Below are 12,545 nucleotides of genomic sequence, written 5' to 3'. Positions count from 1 at the left end.
TCAGGTTATTCGCTCCCGCGGCAGCCGGGCCCGCACCCTCCAACGGCCTTCGTGCGGACCGGTGTCGGCCTCCCCGCCGAGCAGCGCCGCCCGTTCCCTCATTCCGCGCAGGCCGGCGCCACCCCCGGTGATGACGCTGGGCCCGTCCGGCAGCGGATTCGTCACCTCCAAGTCGAGCCGCCCCGGGCCCATCTCGACCCGCACCCGGACGGGCACGGGCCCGCAGTGCCTCAGGACGTTGGTCAGTGCCTCCTGAAGATTCCGGTACCCCTCCCGGGTGACCGGGCCCGGCAACGTTTCGAGTGAGCCCTTCAGTTGTGCGTCGACCTCCGCCCCCGACGCCCGCGCCGACTCCAGCAGCCGGTCCGCCTCGGCCAGTGTGGGACGCCGGGACGGTGGCTGCGCCGACTCCCGCAGGACCAGTAGCACCCGCTCCAGATCCTCCAGCGCCGCCCGGCCTGTTGGCCGTCCTGGCCTTCCTGACCGGGGAGGTCACAGGTGTGGTCACTTTCGTCACCGGACAGGCTTTCATGGGGCAGCGCGCCCTGGGCCTGGGTGACCCGGGAACGTTGCGGGCGGTGTTCGGCAGCGGTGTCTACCTGACGCTGATCGCCCTGCCGGCAGCCGGTCTGACGGCGTTGGCGCGCAGCGGCACCCTCGTGATGAGCCTGCTCATACCCTTCCTGCTGATCCTGCCGTTCGTCATCGGGCAGGTGGGGGCGGGCCGGGCCAGTTCATGCCCGATCGGGCGGGTGAACTGGTCATGCGTATGGCGGCTGAGGGGGTGCTGGGCCCGTGGAGCGGGCTCGGGGTCGCCGCGCTGTGGTCGCTCGCGGCCTTGGGAGGGGGATGGCCGGCGGTGCGACGCAGGGCGGCGTGACATCGGGCGGCGTGACGTCCGGCCAGTTGTCAGTGGCGGCCGGGATACTGACGCCATGACCACGGCAGAGCATCTCGACACGATCGACCGGCTCCGGGCGCAGGTGTTTCCTTCCGAGCCGGTCTGGTCCGGCCGGCACAGCAGTGGGCCGGGATACCACCTGGTCCAGCTCGTGGAGACCCGCGACTTCTGGGAGGACGACGGCTCGGGGCGGATCGAGGCGGTCGACCAGATCAGCGCCGAGTACGGGGCGCTGGAGCAGGCGCTCACCGATCGATGGGGCGAGCCGCAGGTCTTCAGCCTCGAGGGCACGATGCACCGGGGGCTCGACGGGGAGGAGATACCGGAGCCATGGGAGGAGCTCAGCAACAGCACCGACCACGTACACCTGTGGCGGGCCGAGGACCGGTGGATCGTGGCTTGCGTGGCCCACTCGGAGGCGGAGGGCCCGTACCGGCTCATGGCCGGCGTCACGGTGATCGACCCGCCGTAGCCCCGCCCCGGCCCCCGCGGCCCCGGACGGACCAGGGCCCACGGGCCCGGGGCCGCGTCGTGGGCGCCTACGGGGTCTGATCGACCTCCTCGGCCGCGAGGCGGAGGAGGGCGTATTCCTCGGCCATGGACGCCGCCGTCCAGTGTGCGTTGAGGCCGCTGGGGTTGGGGAGGACCCAGAGGCGGGTGGCGCCGATGGTGCGGTCTTGCGGGCCGATCTTGGCCTTGGGCTCCTCGAAGGCGATGCGGTACGCGGTGATGCCGACCACGGCCAGCCAGCGGGGGCGCAGGAGTTCCACCTTGGCGGTCAGGAGCCGGCCGCCCTCCCGGTACTCCTCGGTGCTCAACTCGTCGGCGCGCGCCGTTGCGCGGGCCACGACGTTGGTGATCCCGAGGCGGTAGGACAGCAGCTCCTCCTGCTCGGCGGGGGCCAGCCGGCGCGGAGTGAAGCCCGACAGGTGCAGAACCGGCCAGAAGCGGTTGCCGGGGCGGGCGAAGTGGTGGCCCGTCGCGGCCGAGAGGAGGCCCGGATTGATTCCGCAGAAGAGCACACGCAGGCCGCCCGCGACCACGTCGGGGACGACGCGGTCGCGGGCGGCATTCAGCTCCTCGGGAGTCAGAGGATCGACCCCGGCGTGTACCCGGCGGCCTCCGGGTGCTGCTTGGCGATGTCCTCGATGCGGGAGATCACCGTCGCGACCTGGTCACCGGCGGCGCCCGTGAAGGACAGCTTGTCGGCCATCAGGGCGTCGAGCTGGGCCCGGTCCAGCGGCATCCGCTCGTCGGCGGCCAGCTTGTCGAGGAGCTCGTTGCGCTCGGCACCCTGCTCGCGCATGGCGAGTGCGGAGGCCACCGCGTGCTCCTTGATGACCTCGTGTGCGGCCTCCCGGCCGACCCCCGCCCGTACGGCGCCCATCAGCACCTTGGTGGTGGCGAGGAAGGGCAGGTAGCGGTCCAGCTCGCGGGCCACGACCGCCGGGAAGGCGCCGAACTCGTCGAGGACGGTCAGGAAGGTCTCCAGCAGGCCGTCGAAGGCGAAGAACGCGTCGGGCAGGGCCACGCGGCGGACCACGGAGCAGGAGACGTCGCCCTCGTTCCACTGGTCGCCCGCCAGCTCGCCGGTCATCGAGGCGTAGCCCCGCAGGATGACCATGAGGCCGTTCACACGCTCGCAGGAGCGGGTGTTCATCTTGTGCGGCATCGCGGACGAGCCGACCTGGCCGGGCTTGAAGCCCTCGGTGACCAGCTCGTGGCCGGCCATCAGGCGGATCGTCTTGGCGATCGAGGACGGGGCGGCGGCCAGCTGAACCAGCGCGGTGACCACGTCGTAGTCGAGCGAGCGGGGGTAGACCTGGCCGACCGAGGTGAACGCCTGGGCGAAGCCGAGGTGGGCCGCGATCCGCCGTTCCAGGTCGGCGAGCTTCGCGGCGTCGCCGCCCAGCAGGTCGAGCATGTCCTGGGCGGTGCCGACCGGGCCCTTGATCCCGCGCAGCGGGTAGCGGGCCAGCAGGTTCTCCAGGCGGTCGTAGGCCACGAGCAGTTCGTCGGCCGCGGTGGCGAAACGCTTGCCGAGGGTGGTCGCCTGGGCGGCGACGTTGTGGGAGCGACCGGCCATGACCAGCTCGGCGTGCTCGCCGGCCAGCTTGCCGAGGCGCGCGAGGACGGCGACCGTGCGGTCGCGGGCCAGTTCCAGGGAGAGCCGGATCTGGAGCTGCTCGACGTTCTCGGTGAGGTCGCGCGAGGTCATGCCCTTGTGGACGTGCTCGTGGCCTGCGAGGGCGTTGAACTCCTCGATGCGGGCCTTCACGTCGTGCCGGGTGACCTTCTCGCGCTCGGCGATGGAGGCGAGGTCGACGGTCTCCAGGACGCGCTCGTAGTCGGCGAGGGCGGCGTCCGGGACCTCGATGCCGAGGTCCTTCTGGGCGCGCAGCACGGCGAGCCACAGCCGCCGCTCCAGCGTCACCTTGTACTCGGGGGACCACAGGACGGCGAGCTCCGCGGAGGCGTAGCGGCCGGCCAGGACATTGGGGATGCGGGGCTTGGCTGTCACGTATAGGGATTCTACTTGGGCCGCCGCTGTGCGTTTACGCAGGTGCGGGGCCCGCCCCGGATTGTGCCTTGCTACGAGAGTCGGTCGGGCTCCCAGGCCCGTAGGGCAGCAGCTCCGAGCGCTTCGCCGCGCGGCCGTCGCCGGACGAACGCCCCGTGATCCGGCGCCCGATCCAGGGCAACAGATGCTGCCGGGCGAAGCGGAGGTCCGCGGTCCGGCGGACGGACCAGCCCGGGGCCGCGGCGGGCGGCAGCGGTGCCCGCCAGTCCTCCTCCGGGGGCAGGCCCAGCGTTTGCCAGACCGCCTCCGCCACGCGCCGGTGGCCTTCGGCCGTCAGGTGCAGCCGGTCCACGTCCCACAGACGGGGGTCCCCGAGCACCGGGGCCCCGTACAGGTCCACGAGCAACGCACCGTGGCGGGCGGCCAGCTCCTCCAGGAGGGCGAAGAGTTCCTCCATGCGCGGGCGGAAACGTTCCATCACCGGCCCGTTACGGCCCGGGGAACGCATCAGGACCAGTGTCCCGCAGGTGGGGGCGAGCAGGCTCACGGCCTCCTCCAGGTGTCCGCGCACCCGGCCCATGTCGACCTTCGGCCGCAGCGCGTCGTTCAGCCCGCCCACCAGGGTCACCACGTCGGCGCCCATCGCCGCGGCCACGGGAGCCTGGTCCCGCGCGATCTGCCCGATCAGCTTCCCGCGGACCGCGAGGTTCGCGTAACGGAAGCCCGGCTCCCGCGCGGCGAGACGTGCGGCGAGGACATCCGCCCAGCCCCGGTAGGACCCGTCCGGGAGCAGATCGGACATGCCCTCGGTGAAGGAGTCGCCGATCGCGACAAGACTGGTGTAGGACGCATTCATCTCCATGGCGCAGCGATGCTACCGCGCGGTAGGACACTCGCGCACGGCCCGTGCCCGGCCCCGTGCCCGGCCCGTGCACCGGCCGGGCACATTGTCGTATGCCCGCGCCCGGGGCGGCGTACCGAACGGTACGGCCTATGCGGCGGCCGGCCTGCCGAAGAGTTCGCGCAGGACGTCCTCCATGGTCACCAGCCCCGTCATCGCACCGTCCTCTCCCTGAACCGCGGCCAGGTGGGTACGGCTGCGCCGCATGGCGGTCAGTACGTCGTCCAGCGGGGTCTCCGCACGCACCTGAGCGATCGGGCGCAGCGCGGAGGCCGGGAACGGCCGGTCCCGCTGCGTCACGTCCGCGTCGAGCGCGTCCTTGACGTGGAGATAGCCGCGGATCTTGTGCTGCGCGTCGATGACCGGGAAACGTGAGTACCCCGACGTGGCGGCGAGTCGCTCCAGCCCCTCCGGGGTGATGTCCTCGCGCGCCGGGACCACCCGGTCCGCCGGCAGCACCACATCCGTGACCGGCCGTCGGCCGAGTTCCAGAGCGTCGTGCAGCCGCGCGCTCGCCCGGTTGTCGATGAGCCCGGCGGCGCTGGAGTCCTTGACCATCCGGGCCAGCTCGTCGTCCGAGAACGTCGCGGCGACCTCGCCCTTGGCGTCCACCCGCAGCAGACGCAGCAGAAAGCTCGCGAACGCGTTGATCGCGAAGATCGCCGGCTTCAGCGCTCGGGTCAGGGTCACCAGCGGCGGCCCCAACAGCAGCGCCGTGCGGACCGGTTCGGACAGCGCCACGTTCTTCGGCAGCATCTCACCGAAGAGCATGTGCAGGTACGTGGCCAGGGCCAGGGCGATCATGAACGAGATGGCGTGCGTCAGCCCGTCCGGCACCCCGAAGAAGTCGAACACCGGGGCCAGCAGGTGGGCGATGGCCGGCTCGGCGACCACGCCCAGCACCAGGGTGCACAGGGTGATGCCCAACTGCGCGGCCGCCATCAGCGCCGACACGTGCTCCAGGCCCCACAGCACCGCGCGGCCCCGCCGGTCGCCCTGCTCGGCGTACGGCTCGATCTGGCTGCGCCGGACGGAGATCAACGCGAACTCCGCGCCGACGAAGAAGGCGTTGACGACCAGGGTCGCCAGACCGATCAGCAACTGGATCACGGTCATCGCGCGTCCCCCGCACCCTCGTCGTCGGCGACAGTGGGCCGGCGCAGCAGCACGCGGGCCGCCCTGCGTCCACTCGCGTCCACCACATCCAGCCGCCACCCGTCCAGCTCCAGGCTGTCCCCGACGTCCGGGATCCGGCCCAGCTCGGTCGCCATCAGCCCCGCCAGCGTCTCGTACGGGCCGTCCGGCACCCGCAGGCCGATCCTTCGCAGCTGATCGGTGCGCGCGGCGCCGTCCGCCGAGTAGAGGGCGCGACCGCTGTCGTCCGAGCCGGCCGGGGCCAGGTCAGGCGTCTCGTGCGGGTCGTGCTCGTCGCGGACCTCGCCGACGACCTCCTCGACGATGTCCTCCAGCGTGGCCACACCGGCCGTGCCGCCGTACTCGTCGATCACGACGGCCATCGTCTGTTTGCCGGAGAGCCGGTCCAGCAGTCGGTCCACCGTGAGCGACTCGGGCACCAGCAGGGGCGCGCGCAGCAACTGCGACACCGGATAGCCGTGCCGCTCCTCGGCGGGCAGTGCCAGGACGTCCTTGATGTGCACCGTGCCCACGACGCTGTCGAGGCTGCCCCGGTACACGGGGAAACGGGACAGGCCCGTCGCCAGCGTCGCGTTCGCCACGTCCTCCGCGGTGGTCTGCACGTCGAGTGCGGTGACCTGGACCCGGGGCGTCATGACGTTCTCGGCGGTCAGATCGGCCAGGTTCAGAGTCCGCACGAACAGCTCGGCGGTGTCCTTCTCCAGGGCTCCCGCCTTCGCGGAGTGTCGGGCGAGGGCGACGAGCTCCTGAGGGCTGCGCGCCGAGGCGAGTTCCTCCGCGGGCTCCATGCCGAACCGGCGGACCATGTGGTTCGCCGTCCGGTTGAGCTGGCTGATCAAGGGCCTGAACGCCCGGCTGAACACCCGCTGCGGGGTGGCCACGCGCTTGGCGACGGCGAGCGGGGAGGAGATCGCCCAGTTCTTGGGAACCAGCTCGCCGACCACCATCAGCACCACCGTGGACAACACGGTGGCGACCACCAGGGCGGTGGAGGAGGCGGCGCCGACCGACAGGCCCATGGCCTGGAACGGCCCCTTGAGCAGGGCCGCGATCGAGGGCTTGGAGATCATGCCGATGACCAGGCCCGTCACGGTGATGCCGAGCTGTGCGCCGGACAGTTGGAACGTCAGGCTGCGGACGGCGGCCAGAGTGCTCTCGGCCCCCCGCTCGCCGCGCTCGACGGCCCCTTCGAGCTCGCCGCGCTCGATGGTCGTCAGGGAGAACTCGGCCGCGACGAAGACCCCGCAGGCGAGGCAGAGCAACAGTGCCAGGACGAGCAGGAGCACTTCGGTCATCGGTCGGTCACCTCCGTCCCATGATCGGTCAGGAGGAGGGGTATCGCGCGACGTCGCGCCGGCGGAAATCGGCTGTGGGTACGGGGAGGCTCGCCCATGGGCGGACGCTCACACCTTTCGGTCGGGAGGACGTTCCTGACATGGTAAAGGACGGGCAAAGGGAAGTGTTCGCGCTTTCGGGCCGGGTCCACCGGATGATGGGATCAGCGTGTGAGTGATCTTCGTATCGACGCCGCGTCGGTTGCCGACCTCCCCACCGTGCTCGACTTCTGGAAGGTCGCCGCCGAGGGCGCGAGCATCAGCGACGACCTCCCTGGCGTCGAGCGTCTGCACGTCCGGGACCCGGACGCGCTGCTCCTCGCCCGCCGGGACGGGGAACTCGTGGGCACCGTGATCGCAGGGTTCGACGGCTGGCGCTGCCACCTCTACCGGCTCGCGGTGCACCCGGAGCACCGCAGGCAGGGCATCGGCGCGGCCCTGCTGTCCGCTGCGGAGGAGCGTTTCTCCGCGCTCGGCGGCCGACGCGCCGACGCGATGGTGCTCGACGGGAACACGCCGGCGCACGGGGCGTGGCAGGCGGGCGGCTACCACCCCGAGGACCACTGGACGCGCTGGGTCAAGCCGCTGAACGGCTGACGCCCACGGCCCGGCCGCCGGGCCCCGCCCGGTCCGGACCGGCTCAGCCGAGGCCGGCCCGGTCGAGGGCCGCCCGATCCAGGCTTGCGCACGGGGTCCGCTCGGCCGGGCCCCGCTCAGTCGACGCCCCGGCGGGCCGTGCCCAGGACGCAGTACGACGTCGGCAGCGCCGGCCCCCGTTCGGGCAGGCGGAACGTCCGCTGCGAGACGATCCGGAAACCGGCGGCCTCGATCGAGGCGAGCGGGTCGCGCGCGGTGTGGCAGTTGCCGAACAGGCGCGGCCAGACGGTCCGGTCCAGCGCGCGCTGGACACCGGCCATCCCCGGCCCCGGCGCCAGACCGTGCTCGAAGAAGCGCAGCTCGCCGTCGGGGCGCAGGACGCGGTACAGCTCGGCGAGCGCCCGGGGCAGGCTCCGTACGGTGCACAGCACGAGCGAGGCGACGGCGGCGTCGAACGCCTCGCTCTTGACCGGGAGGGCCTCGGCAACACCGGGGACCAGATCCACCGGCACCTCGGCGCGCAGCGCGGCCGCGGCGGCGCGCCGGCGCAGCAGGCGCTCCGGTTCGACGGCGACGACCTCGGAGACGGCGCGGGGGTAGTGGGCGAAGTTCAGCCCGTTGCCCGCGCCGATCTCGATGACGCGACCGGACACCCCGTGCAGCAGCTCGTGCCGGACCGCGGCGATACCGCCCCGCGTGTCGGCGGTGGGGCTGACGCGGGCGTAGAACCGGGCGAAGAGGGGGTGGTGGACGGAATCCGAACTGAGGGGTGAAGCGGGCATGACGGGCCTCCGGGCGGGTGCGACGGGTGCGGTTGCCCTGCCGGGCTGTTCCCCGTCCGGGCGGCCGGCGAAACCGGTGGCACGACCGGTGGCGCGTGCTACCGGCCGTCACGACGGGGGAGTTGAGGCCGCGTGGGGTGAGTACGCGTACTCAGGAGCCCCGGCCGGGGCGTGCGGATAATCGGATGATCTGGCCCCTGTCGTAGGGCTGCCCAAGACGTGGAGACGCCGTGAAGTTCCGCACCGACCCGGCCCGCACCGTGCTGCTCACGGCGGGACTGCTCGCGTTGACCGCCTGTGGAACCACAGTAGCCCCGGGCGCCGGGCCGGCGGCCGTATCCGCCACCCCTTCCGCGACGCCGGGCACCGACGGCGCGGCGCGGGCCGCCGCCGTCGAGCGCCACGACAGGCTGTTCCCCGAAGTGGCCGCGCGGTGCGCGGGCAAGGCCGAGACGCTCCCGACCGGGGCGAGCACCCCGGCGGAGCTGCCCACGGACCAAGCGGCGCGCAAGTACGCCGAGAACCACGGCTACAAGACCCAGGCCCGACTCACCCCGGCGGCCCAGTGCCGGGGCGACGCACACGCCGCGCGCATCAAGGCGGCGCTGGACGGTACCGACGGCAAGGGCATGCCGCGCACCACGGAGGAGCTCCGCGCGCTGCTGACGGGGCTGGGCTACCTCGTCGAGAGTGGTGACGTGTTCGGGTCGCAGCCCCAGTACCTGACGTTCGTCCTGTCGATCCCGGAGAGCGGACCGTGCGTCACCGGCTACCTGGGGGCCCCGGTGAAGATCGAGGCCCATGGGGTGTACATGGAGGGCGGCTGTCACGAGCCGCGCGGCGGTCACTGAGCCGGGAGGCCGCGCGCCGCCGCCCGGCCCCGGTCCCGCGCCTCGATCGGCGGCGCGACCGGGGCGCGACCGGGGCGCGACCGGGGCGCGACCGGGGCCGGGCGGATGCCGGCCCGGGAGCGCCGTCAGGCCGGCCAGGCGGCCTGGAAGGACCGCGCCGACCACTCACCGTGCAGAGCGGGGGCGAGCCACCTCGGGGCCGCGGCCCGGAACTCGACGGGCGCCAGCGCGCCGGAGCCCTGCGGCACCGCGCCGAGCAGCGGGAGTCCCGACACCTTCGGCAGGTCCGCGAGATTGCACCGCGAGGCCAGGTCGGGCGAGACCGGCCAACCGCCGATCACCACGCCCGGCGAGGTGAGCTCCCGCGCCGCCAGCGCCTCCGCCGTCAGCGTCACGGAGTTGAGGGTGCCGAGGGCCGCAGGGGCCACGATCAGCACCGGCGCGTCGAGCAACCGCGCCGCGTCGGCCAGCGTGTGCCCTTCCTCGTCGAAGCGGACGAGCAGACCGCCCGCGCCCTCCACGAGCACCAGGTCGTGGGAGGCCGCCAGCTTCCGCGCCGCCTCCGCGACGGCGGCGGGGGAAAGGGTCGGCAGGCCGGAGCGGCGGGCCGCGGTGTCGGGGGCCAACGGCTCCGGGTAGCGGGCCAGTTCCGCCGCCGTGACGGAGGGGCCCGCGAGCCGGACGACCTCCGCCGCGTCACCCGGCTCGTCCGGGCCCACGCCCGTCTGCGCGGGCTTGAGCACCGCCACCGACCGGCCGGCGGCCACCGCCGCCGAGGCGACCGCCGAGGTCACCACCGTCTTGCCGATCTCCGTGCCCGTGCCGGATACGAAGAGGATCGTCATGTCAGCCCTCCTCCGCGGCCGCGCGGACGGCGCGGCAGATGCGCGCCACGTCCTCGTCGCCCGTCACGAACGGCGGCATCGTGTAGATCAGGTCGCGGAACGGGCGCAGCCACACGCCCTCGCGGACCGTCGCCCGGGTGGCGGCGGCCATGTCGACCTCGTGGTCGAGCTGGACCACGCCGATCGCACCCAGCACCCGTACGTCCTTGACGCCGGGCAGGGCCGCGACCGGGGACAGCCCCTCCGAGAGGGCCGCCTCGATCCGCTTGACCTCCACCGCCCAGTCCTGGCTCAGCAGCAACTCGACGGAGGCCAGCGCGACCGCCGTGGCGAGCGGATTGCCCATGAAGGTCGGCCCGTGGGCCAGGACCGGCACCTCGCCGCGCGAGATCCCGTCGGCCACCCGGGCCGTGCACAGCGTCGCCGACAGGGTGAGGTAGCCACCGGTCAGCGCCTTGCCCAGGCACATCACGTCCGGGGTGATCCCGGCGTGGTCGGCGGCGAACAGGGCGCCGGTGCGGCCGAAGCCCGTCGCGATCTCGTCCAGGACCAGGAGCACGTCGTACTCGTCGCAGAGCTCCCGCAGCACGCGCAGGTAGCCGGGATTGTGGAAGCGCATGCCGCCCGCGCCCTGTACCACCGGCTCCACGATCACGGCGGCCAGCTCGTGCGCGTGAGCGGCGATCAGGGACCGCAGGTGCGCGGTGTACGCCGGGTCCACCGGGGTGTCGAACCCGCCGGGCGGCACGTCGGCGAACACCTGCCGGGGCAGTTGCCCCGACCACAGCTCGTGCATCCCGCCCTCGGGGTCGCAGACCGCCATCGGCTGCCAGGTGTCCCCGTGGTAGCCGCCGCGCCAGGTCAGCAGCCGGGTCTTGGCGGGCCGTCCCAGGGAGCGCCAGTACTGGAGGCACATCTTCACGGCGACCTCGACCGAGACGGAGCCCGAGTCGGCGAGGAAGACGTGCTCCAGACCGGCCGGGGTGATCTCGACCAGCTTCGCGGCCAGCCGGACGGCGGGCTCGTGGGTGAGCCCGCCGAACATCACGTGCGACATCCGGCCCAGTTGGGCGGTGACGGCCTCGTTCAGCACGGGGTGGTTGTAGCCGTGGATGGCCGACCACCAGGAGGACATGCCGTCGACCAGCTCCTCCTGCCCGTGCGCCGGGGCGCCGAGCCGCAGCCGGACCCCCGCGGCGGAGGAGACGACGAGCGGATCCCGGCGCCCGGGCATGGGGCCGTACGGATGCCAGACGTGCTGCCGGTCCAGTGCTAGCAGACCGGCGGCCGACAGGGGGCGCTGATCAGGCATTGGGGGCGAGATCCGTCCCCGCGCCGCGGCGTCGGACCGCCACCAGGTCCGAGCGGACTTCGCCGGCCTCCGCCTGTACGGGGGCGGGAGCCTCCTCCGACGCCGCGGGCGCGGAGTGTCCCGAGCAGCCGCCGCACGCGGACCCACAGCCCGCGGTCTCGGCGGCGTCGCCGGGGGCCGCCGAGCCGCAGACCGAACCGCCCGCGCCGTGCGAGCCGCAGCCCCCGCCCGCGGTCCGCTCCGAGCGGTGGGCCGGAAGGGTCGTCGAACCGGCTCCCTCCACCTCGAAACCGGCGTCGGCGATCATGTCCAGGTCGGCCTGACCGGCCTGGCCCTCACTCGTCAGGTAGTCGCCCAGGAAGATGGAGTTCACCAGGTGGAGGGCGAGCGGCTGCATGCTCCGCAGATGCACCTCACGGCCGCCCGCGAGGCGGACCTCGACGTCGGGGCAGACGAAGCGCACCATCGCGAGGATGCGCAGGCAGCGCTGGGGGGTGAGGTTCCACTCCTTGGCCAGCGGGGTGCCCTCGAAGGGGATGAGGAAGTTGACGGGCACCGAGTCCGGGTCCAGTTCGCGCAGCGAGTAGACGACGTCGACGAGGTCCTCGTCGCTCTCGCCCATGCCCGCGATCAGGCCGGAGCAGGCGGACAGTCCCGCGGCGTGCGCCTTTTGTACGGTGTCGACCCGGTCCGCATAGGTGTGCGTCTTGGTGATCTGACCGTACGTCGCCTCGGACGTGTTGAGGTTGTGGTTGTAGGCGTCGGCGCCCGCGTCCTTGAGGCGTTCCGCCTGGCCGTCGGAGAGCAGGCCCAGGCAGGCGCAGACCTCGACGCCCTCGTTCTGCTCCTTGATCGCCTCGATCGTCTTGCCGACCCGCTCCACGTCACGGTCCGTCGGACCGCGTCCGCTCGCCACGAGGCAGACGCGCTTCGCGCCGCCGGCGACACCGGCGGCGGCGGCCTGGGACGCCTCCTCGGGCTTCAACCAGGTGTACTTGAGGATCTCCGCCTTCGATCCCAGGCGCTGGGAGCAGTACGAACAGTCCTCCGGGCACAGGCCCGACTTCAGGTTGACCAGGTAGTTCAGCTTCACCCGCCGTCCGAACCACTGGCGGCGTACCTTGCCGGCCGCGGCCACCACGTCGAGCAGTTCGTCGTCGGAAGTCGCCAGTACGGCGAGTGCCTCTTCGCGGGTCGGCAGCTCGCGCCGCAGCCCCTTTTCCACCAGGGTGTTCAGCAGGTCCATGACGCCGATCCTGGACCACGCGACCGCTCACGGCCAAGGAGAGATCGCACAACATCGCCCGAAGACAGTGTGTGTCTCGCCACACCCGGCGCTCGCGCCC

At 72.7% G+C, this 12,545-nt stretch carries 12 protein-coding genes and 1 pseudogene; 3 read left to right on the top strand and 10 right to left on the bottom strand.

Annotated elements, in window-relative coordinates; all coding sequences use genetic code 11:
* A pseudogene (locus tag ABZ934_RS20520) lies at positions 1-462 on the bottom strand (two-component sensor histidine kinase); the annotation flags it as partial.
* Positions 463-935: 473 nt separating this feature from the next.
* Between ABZ934_RS20520 and ABZ934_RS20515 the strand changes: the two are divergent.
* Positions 936-1,373, top strand: coding sequence for a hypothetical protein (locus ABZ934_RS20515; protein WP_361315047.1), 438 nt, complete (start codon positions 936-938; stop codon positions 1,371-1,373).
* 67 nt (positions 1,374-1,440) lie between these two features.
* Here ABZ934_RS20515 and mug read toward each other — a convergent pair whose 3' ends face one another.
* The 5 genes from mug to ABZ934_RS20490 all read right to left on the bottom strand — a co-directional run bounded on the left by mug (position 1,441) and on the right by ABZ934_RS20490 (position 6,773).
* A complete protein-coding gene (gene mug, locus ABZ934_RS20510; protein WP_361315206.1) occupies positions 1,441-1,992 on the bottom strand; it encodes a G/U mismatch-specific DNA glycosylase in 552 nt (183 codons plus the stop codon).
* On the bottom strand, positions 1,989-3,422 hold the full coding sequence (gene purB / locus ABZ934_RS20505) for an adenylosuccinate lyase (RefSeq protein ID WP_361315045.1): 1,434 nt from the start codon (positions 3,420-3,422) through the stop codon (positions 1,989-1,991). The genes mug and purB overlap by 4 nt, the downstream gene beginning before the upstream one ends.
* A 34-nt stretch (positions 3,423-3,456) precedes the next feature.
* A complete protein-coding gene (locus ABZ934_RS20500; RefSeq protein WP_361315043.1) occupies positions 3,457-4,284 on the bottom strand; it encodes an SGNH/GDSL hydrolase family protein in 828 nt (275 codons plus the stop codon).
* A 129-nt stretch (positions 4,285-4,413) separates the two neighbouring features.
* Positions 4,414-5,439 (bottom strand): hemolysin family protein, encoded by a 1,026-nt coding sequence (locus ABZ934_RS20495; RefSeq protein ID WP_361315041.1) that lies wholly within the window; start codon positions 5,437-5,439, stop codon positions 4,414-4,416.
* The gene (locus tag ABZ934_RS20490; RefSeq protein WP_361315039.1) at positions 5,436-6,773 is read right to left on the bottom strand and encodes a hemolysin family protein; all 1,338 of its coding nucleotides are present in this window, start codon (positions 6,771-6,773) and stop codon (positions 5,436-5,438) included. The genes ABZ934_RS20495 and ABZ934_RS20490 overlap by 4 nt, the downstream gene beginning before the upstream one ends.
* Before the next feature lie 210 nt (positions 6,774-6,983).
* Here ABZ934_RS20490 and ABZ934_RS20485 point away from each other — a divergent pair, with 210 nt between their 5' ends.
* Positions 6,984-7,409, top strand: a complete 426-nt coding sequence (locus tag ABZ934_RS20485) for a GNAT family N-acetyltransferase (protein WP_361315037.1) — start codon at positions 6,984-6,986, stop codon at positions 7,407-7,409.
* 116 nt (positions 7,410-7,525) lie between these two features.
* On the opposite strand, the gene ABZ934_RS20480 is transcribed toward ABZ934_RS20485, so the two are convergent.
* Positions 7,526-8,191: a class I SAM-dependent methyltransferase gene (locus ABZ934_RS20480; RefSeq protein ID WP_361315035.1), complete on the bottom strand. Its 666-nt coding sequence runs from the start codon at positions 8,189-8,191 to the stop codon at positions 7,526-7,528.
* 230 nt (positions 8,192-8,421) lie between these two features.
* On the opposite strand from ABZ934_RS20480, the gene ABZ934_RS20475 reads away from it, so the two are divergent.
* Positions 8,422-9,042 (top strand): hypothetical protein, encoded by a 621-nt coding sequence (locus tag ABZ934_RS20475; RefSeq protein ID WP_361315032.1) that lies wholly within the window; start codon positions 8,422-8,424, stop codon positions 9,040-9,042.
* Positions 9,043-9,167: 125 nt separating this feature from the next.
* Here ABZ934_RS20475 and bioD read toward each other — a convergent pair whose 3' ends face one another.
* From bioD to bioB, 3 genes are read right to left on the bottom strand one after another with little or no spacing between them, the layout of a single operon-like run.
* Positions 9,168-9,887 carry a dethiobiotin synthase gene (gene bioD / locus ABZ934_RS20470; protein ID WP_361315030.1) on the bottom strand — a complete coding sequence of 240 codons (720 nt, stop codon included), beginning with the start codon at positions 9,885-9,887 and terminating at the stop codon, positions 9,168-9,170.
* A 1-nt stretch (position 9,888) separates the two neighbouring features.
* Positions 9,889-11,199: an adenosylmethionine--8-amino-7-oxononanoate transaminase gene (locus ABZ934_RS20465; protein WP_361315027.1), complete on the bottom strand. Its 1,311-nt coding sequence runs from the start codon at positions 11,197-11,199 to the stop codon at positions 9,889-9,891.
* On the bottom strand, positions 11,192-12,445 hold the full coding sequence (gene bioB, locus ABZ934_RS20460; protein ID WP_361315025.1) for a biotin synthase BioB: 1,254 nt from the start codon (positions 12,443-12,445) through the stop codon (positions 11,192-11,194). The genes ABZ934_RS20465 and bioB overlap by 8 nt, the downstream gene beginning before the upstream one ends.
* Between the last annotated feature and the right edge of the window lie 100 nt (positions 12,446-12,545).

Source organism: Streptomyces sp. NPDC046557 (genome assembly GCF_040645975.1).
GTDB lineage: Bacteria > Actinomycetota > Actinomycetes > Streptomycetales > Streptomycetaceae > Streptomyces.
The sequence above is the reverse complement of the archived record's forward strand: the minus strand, read 5'-3'. Positions and strand labels throughout refer to the sequence as shown.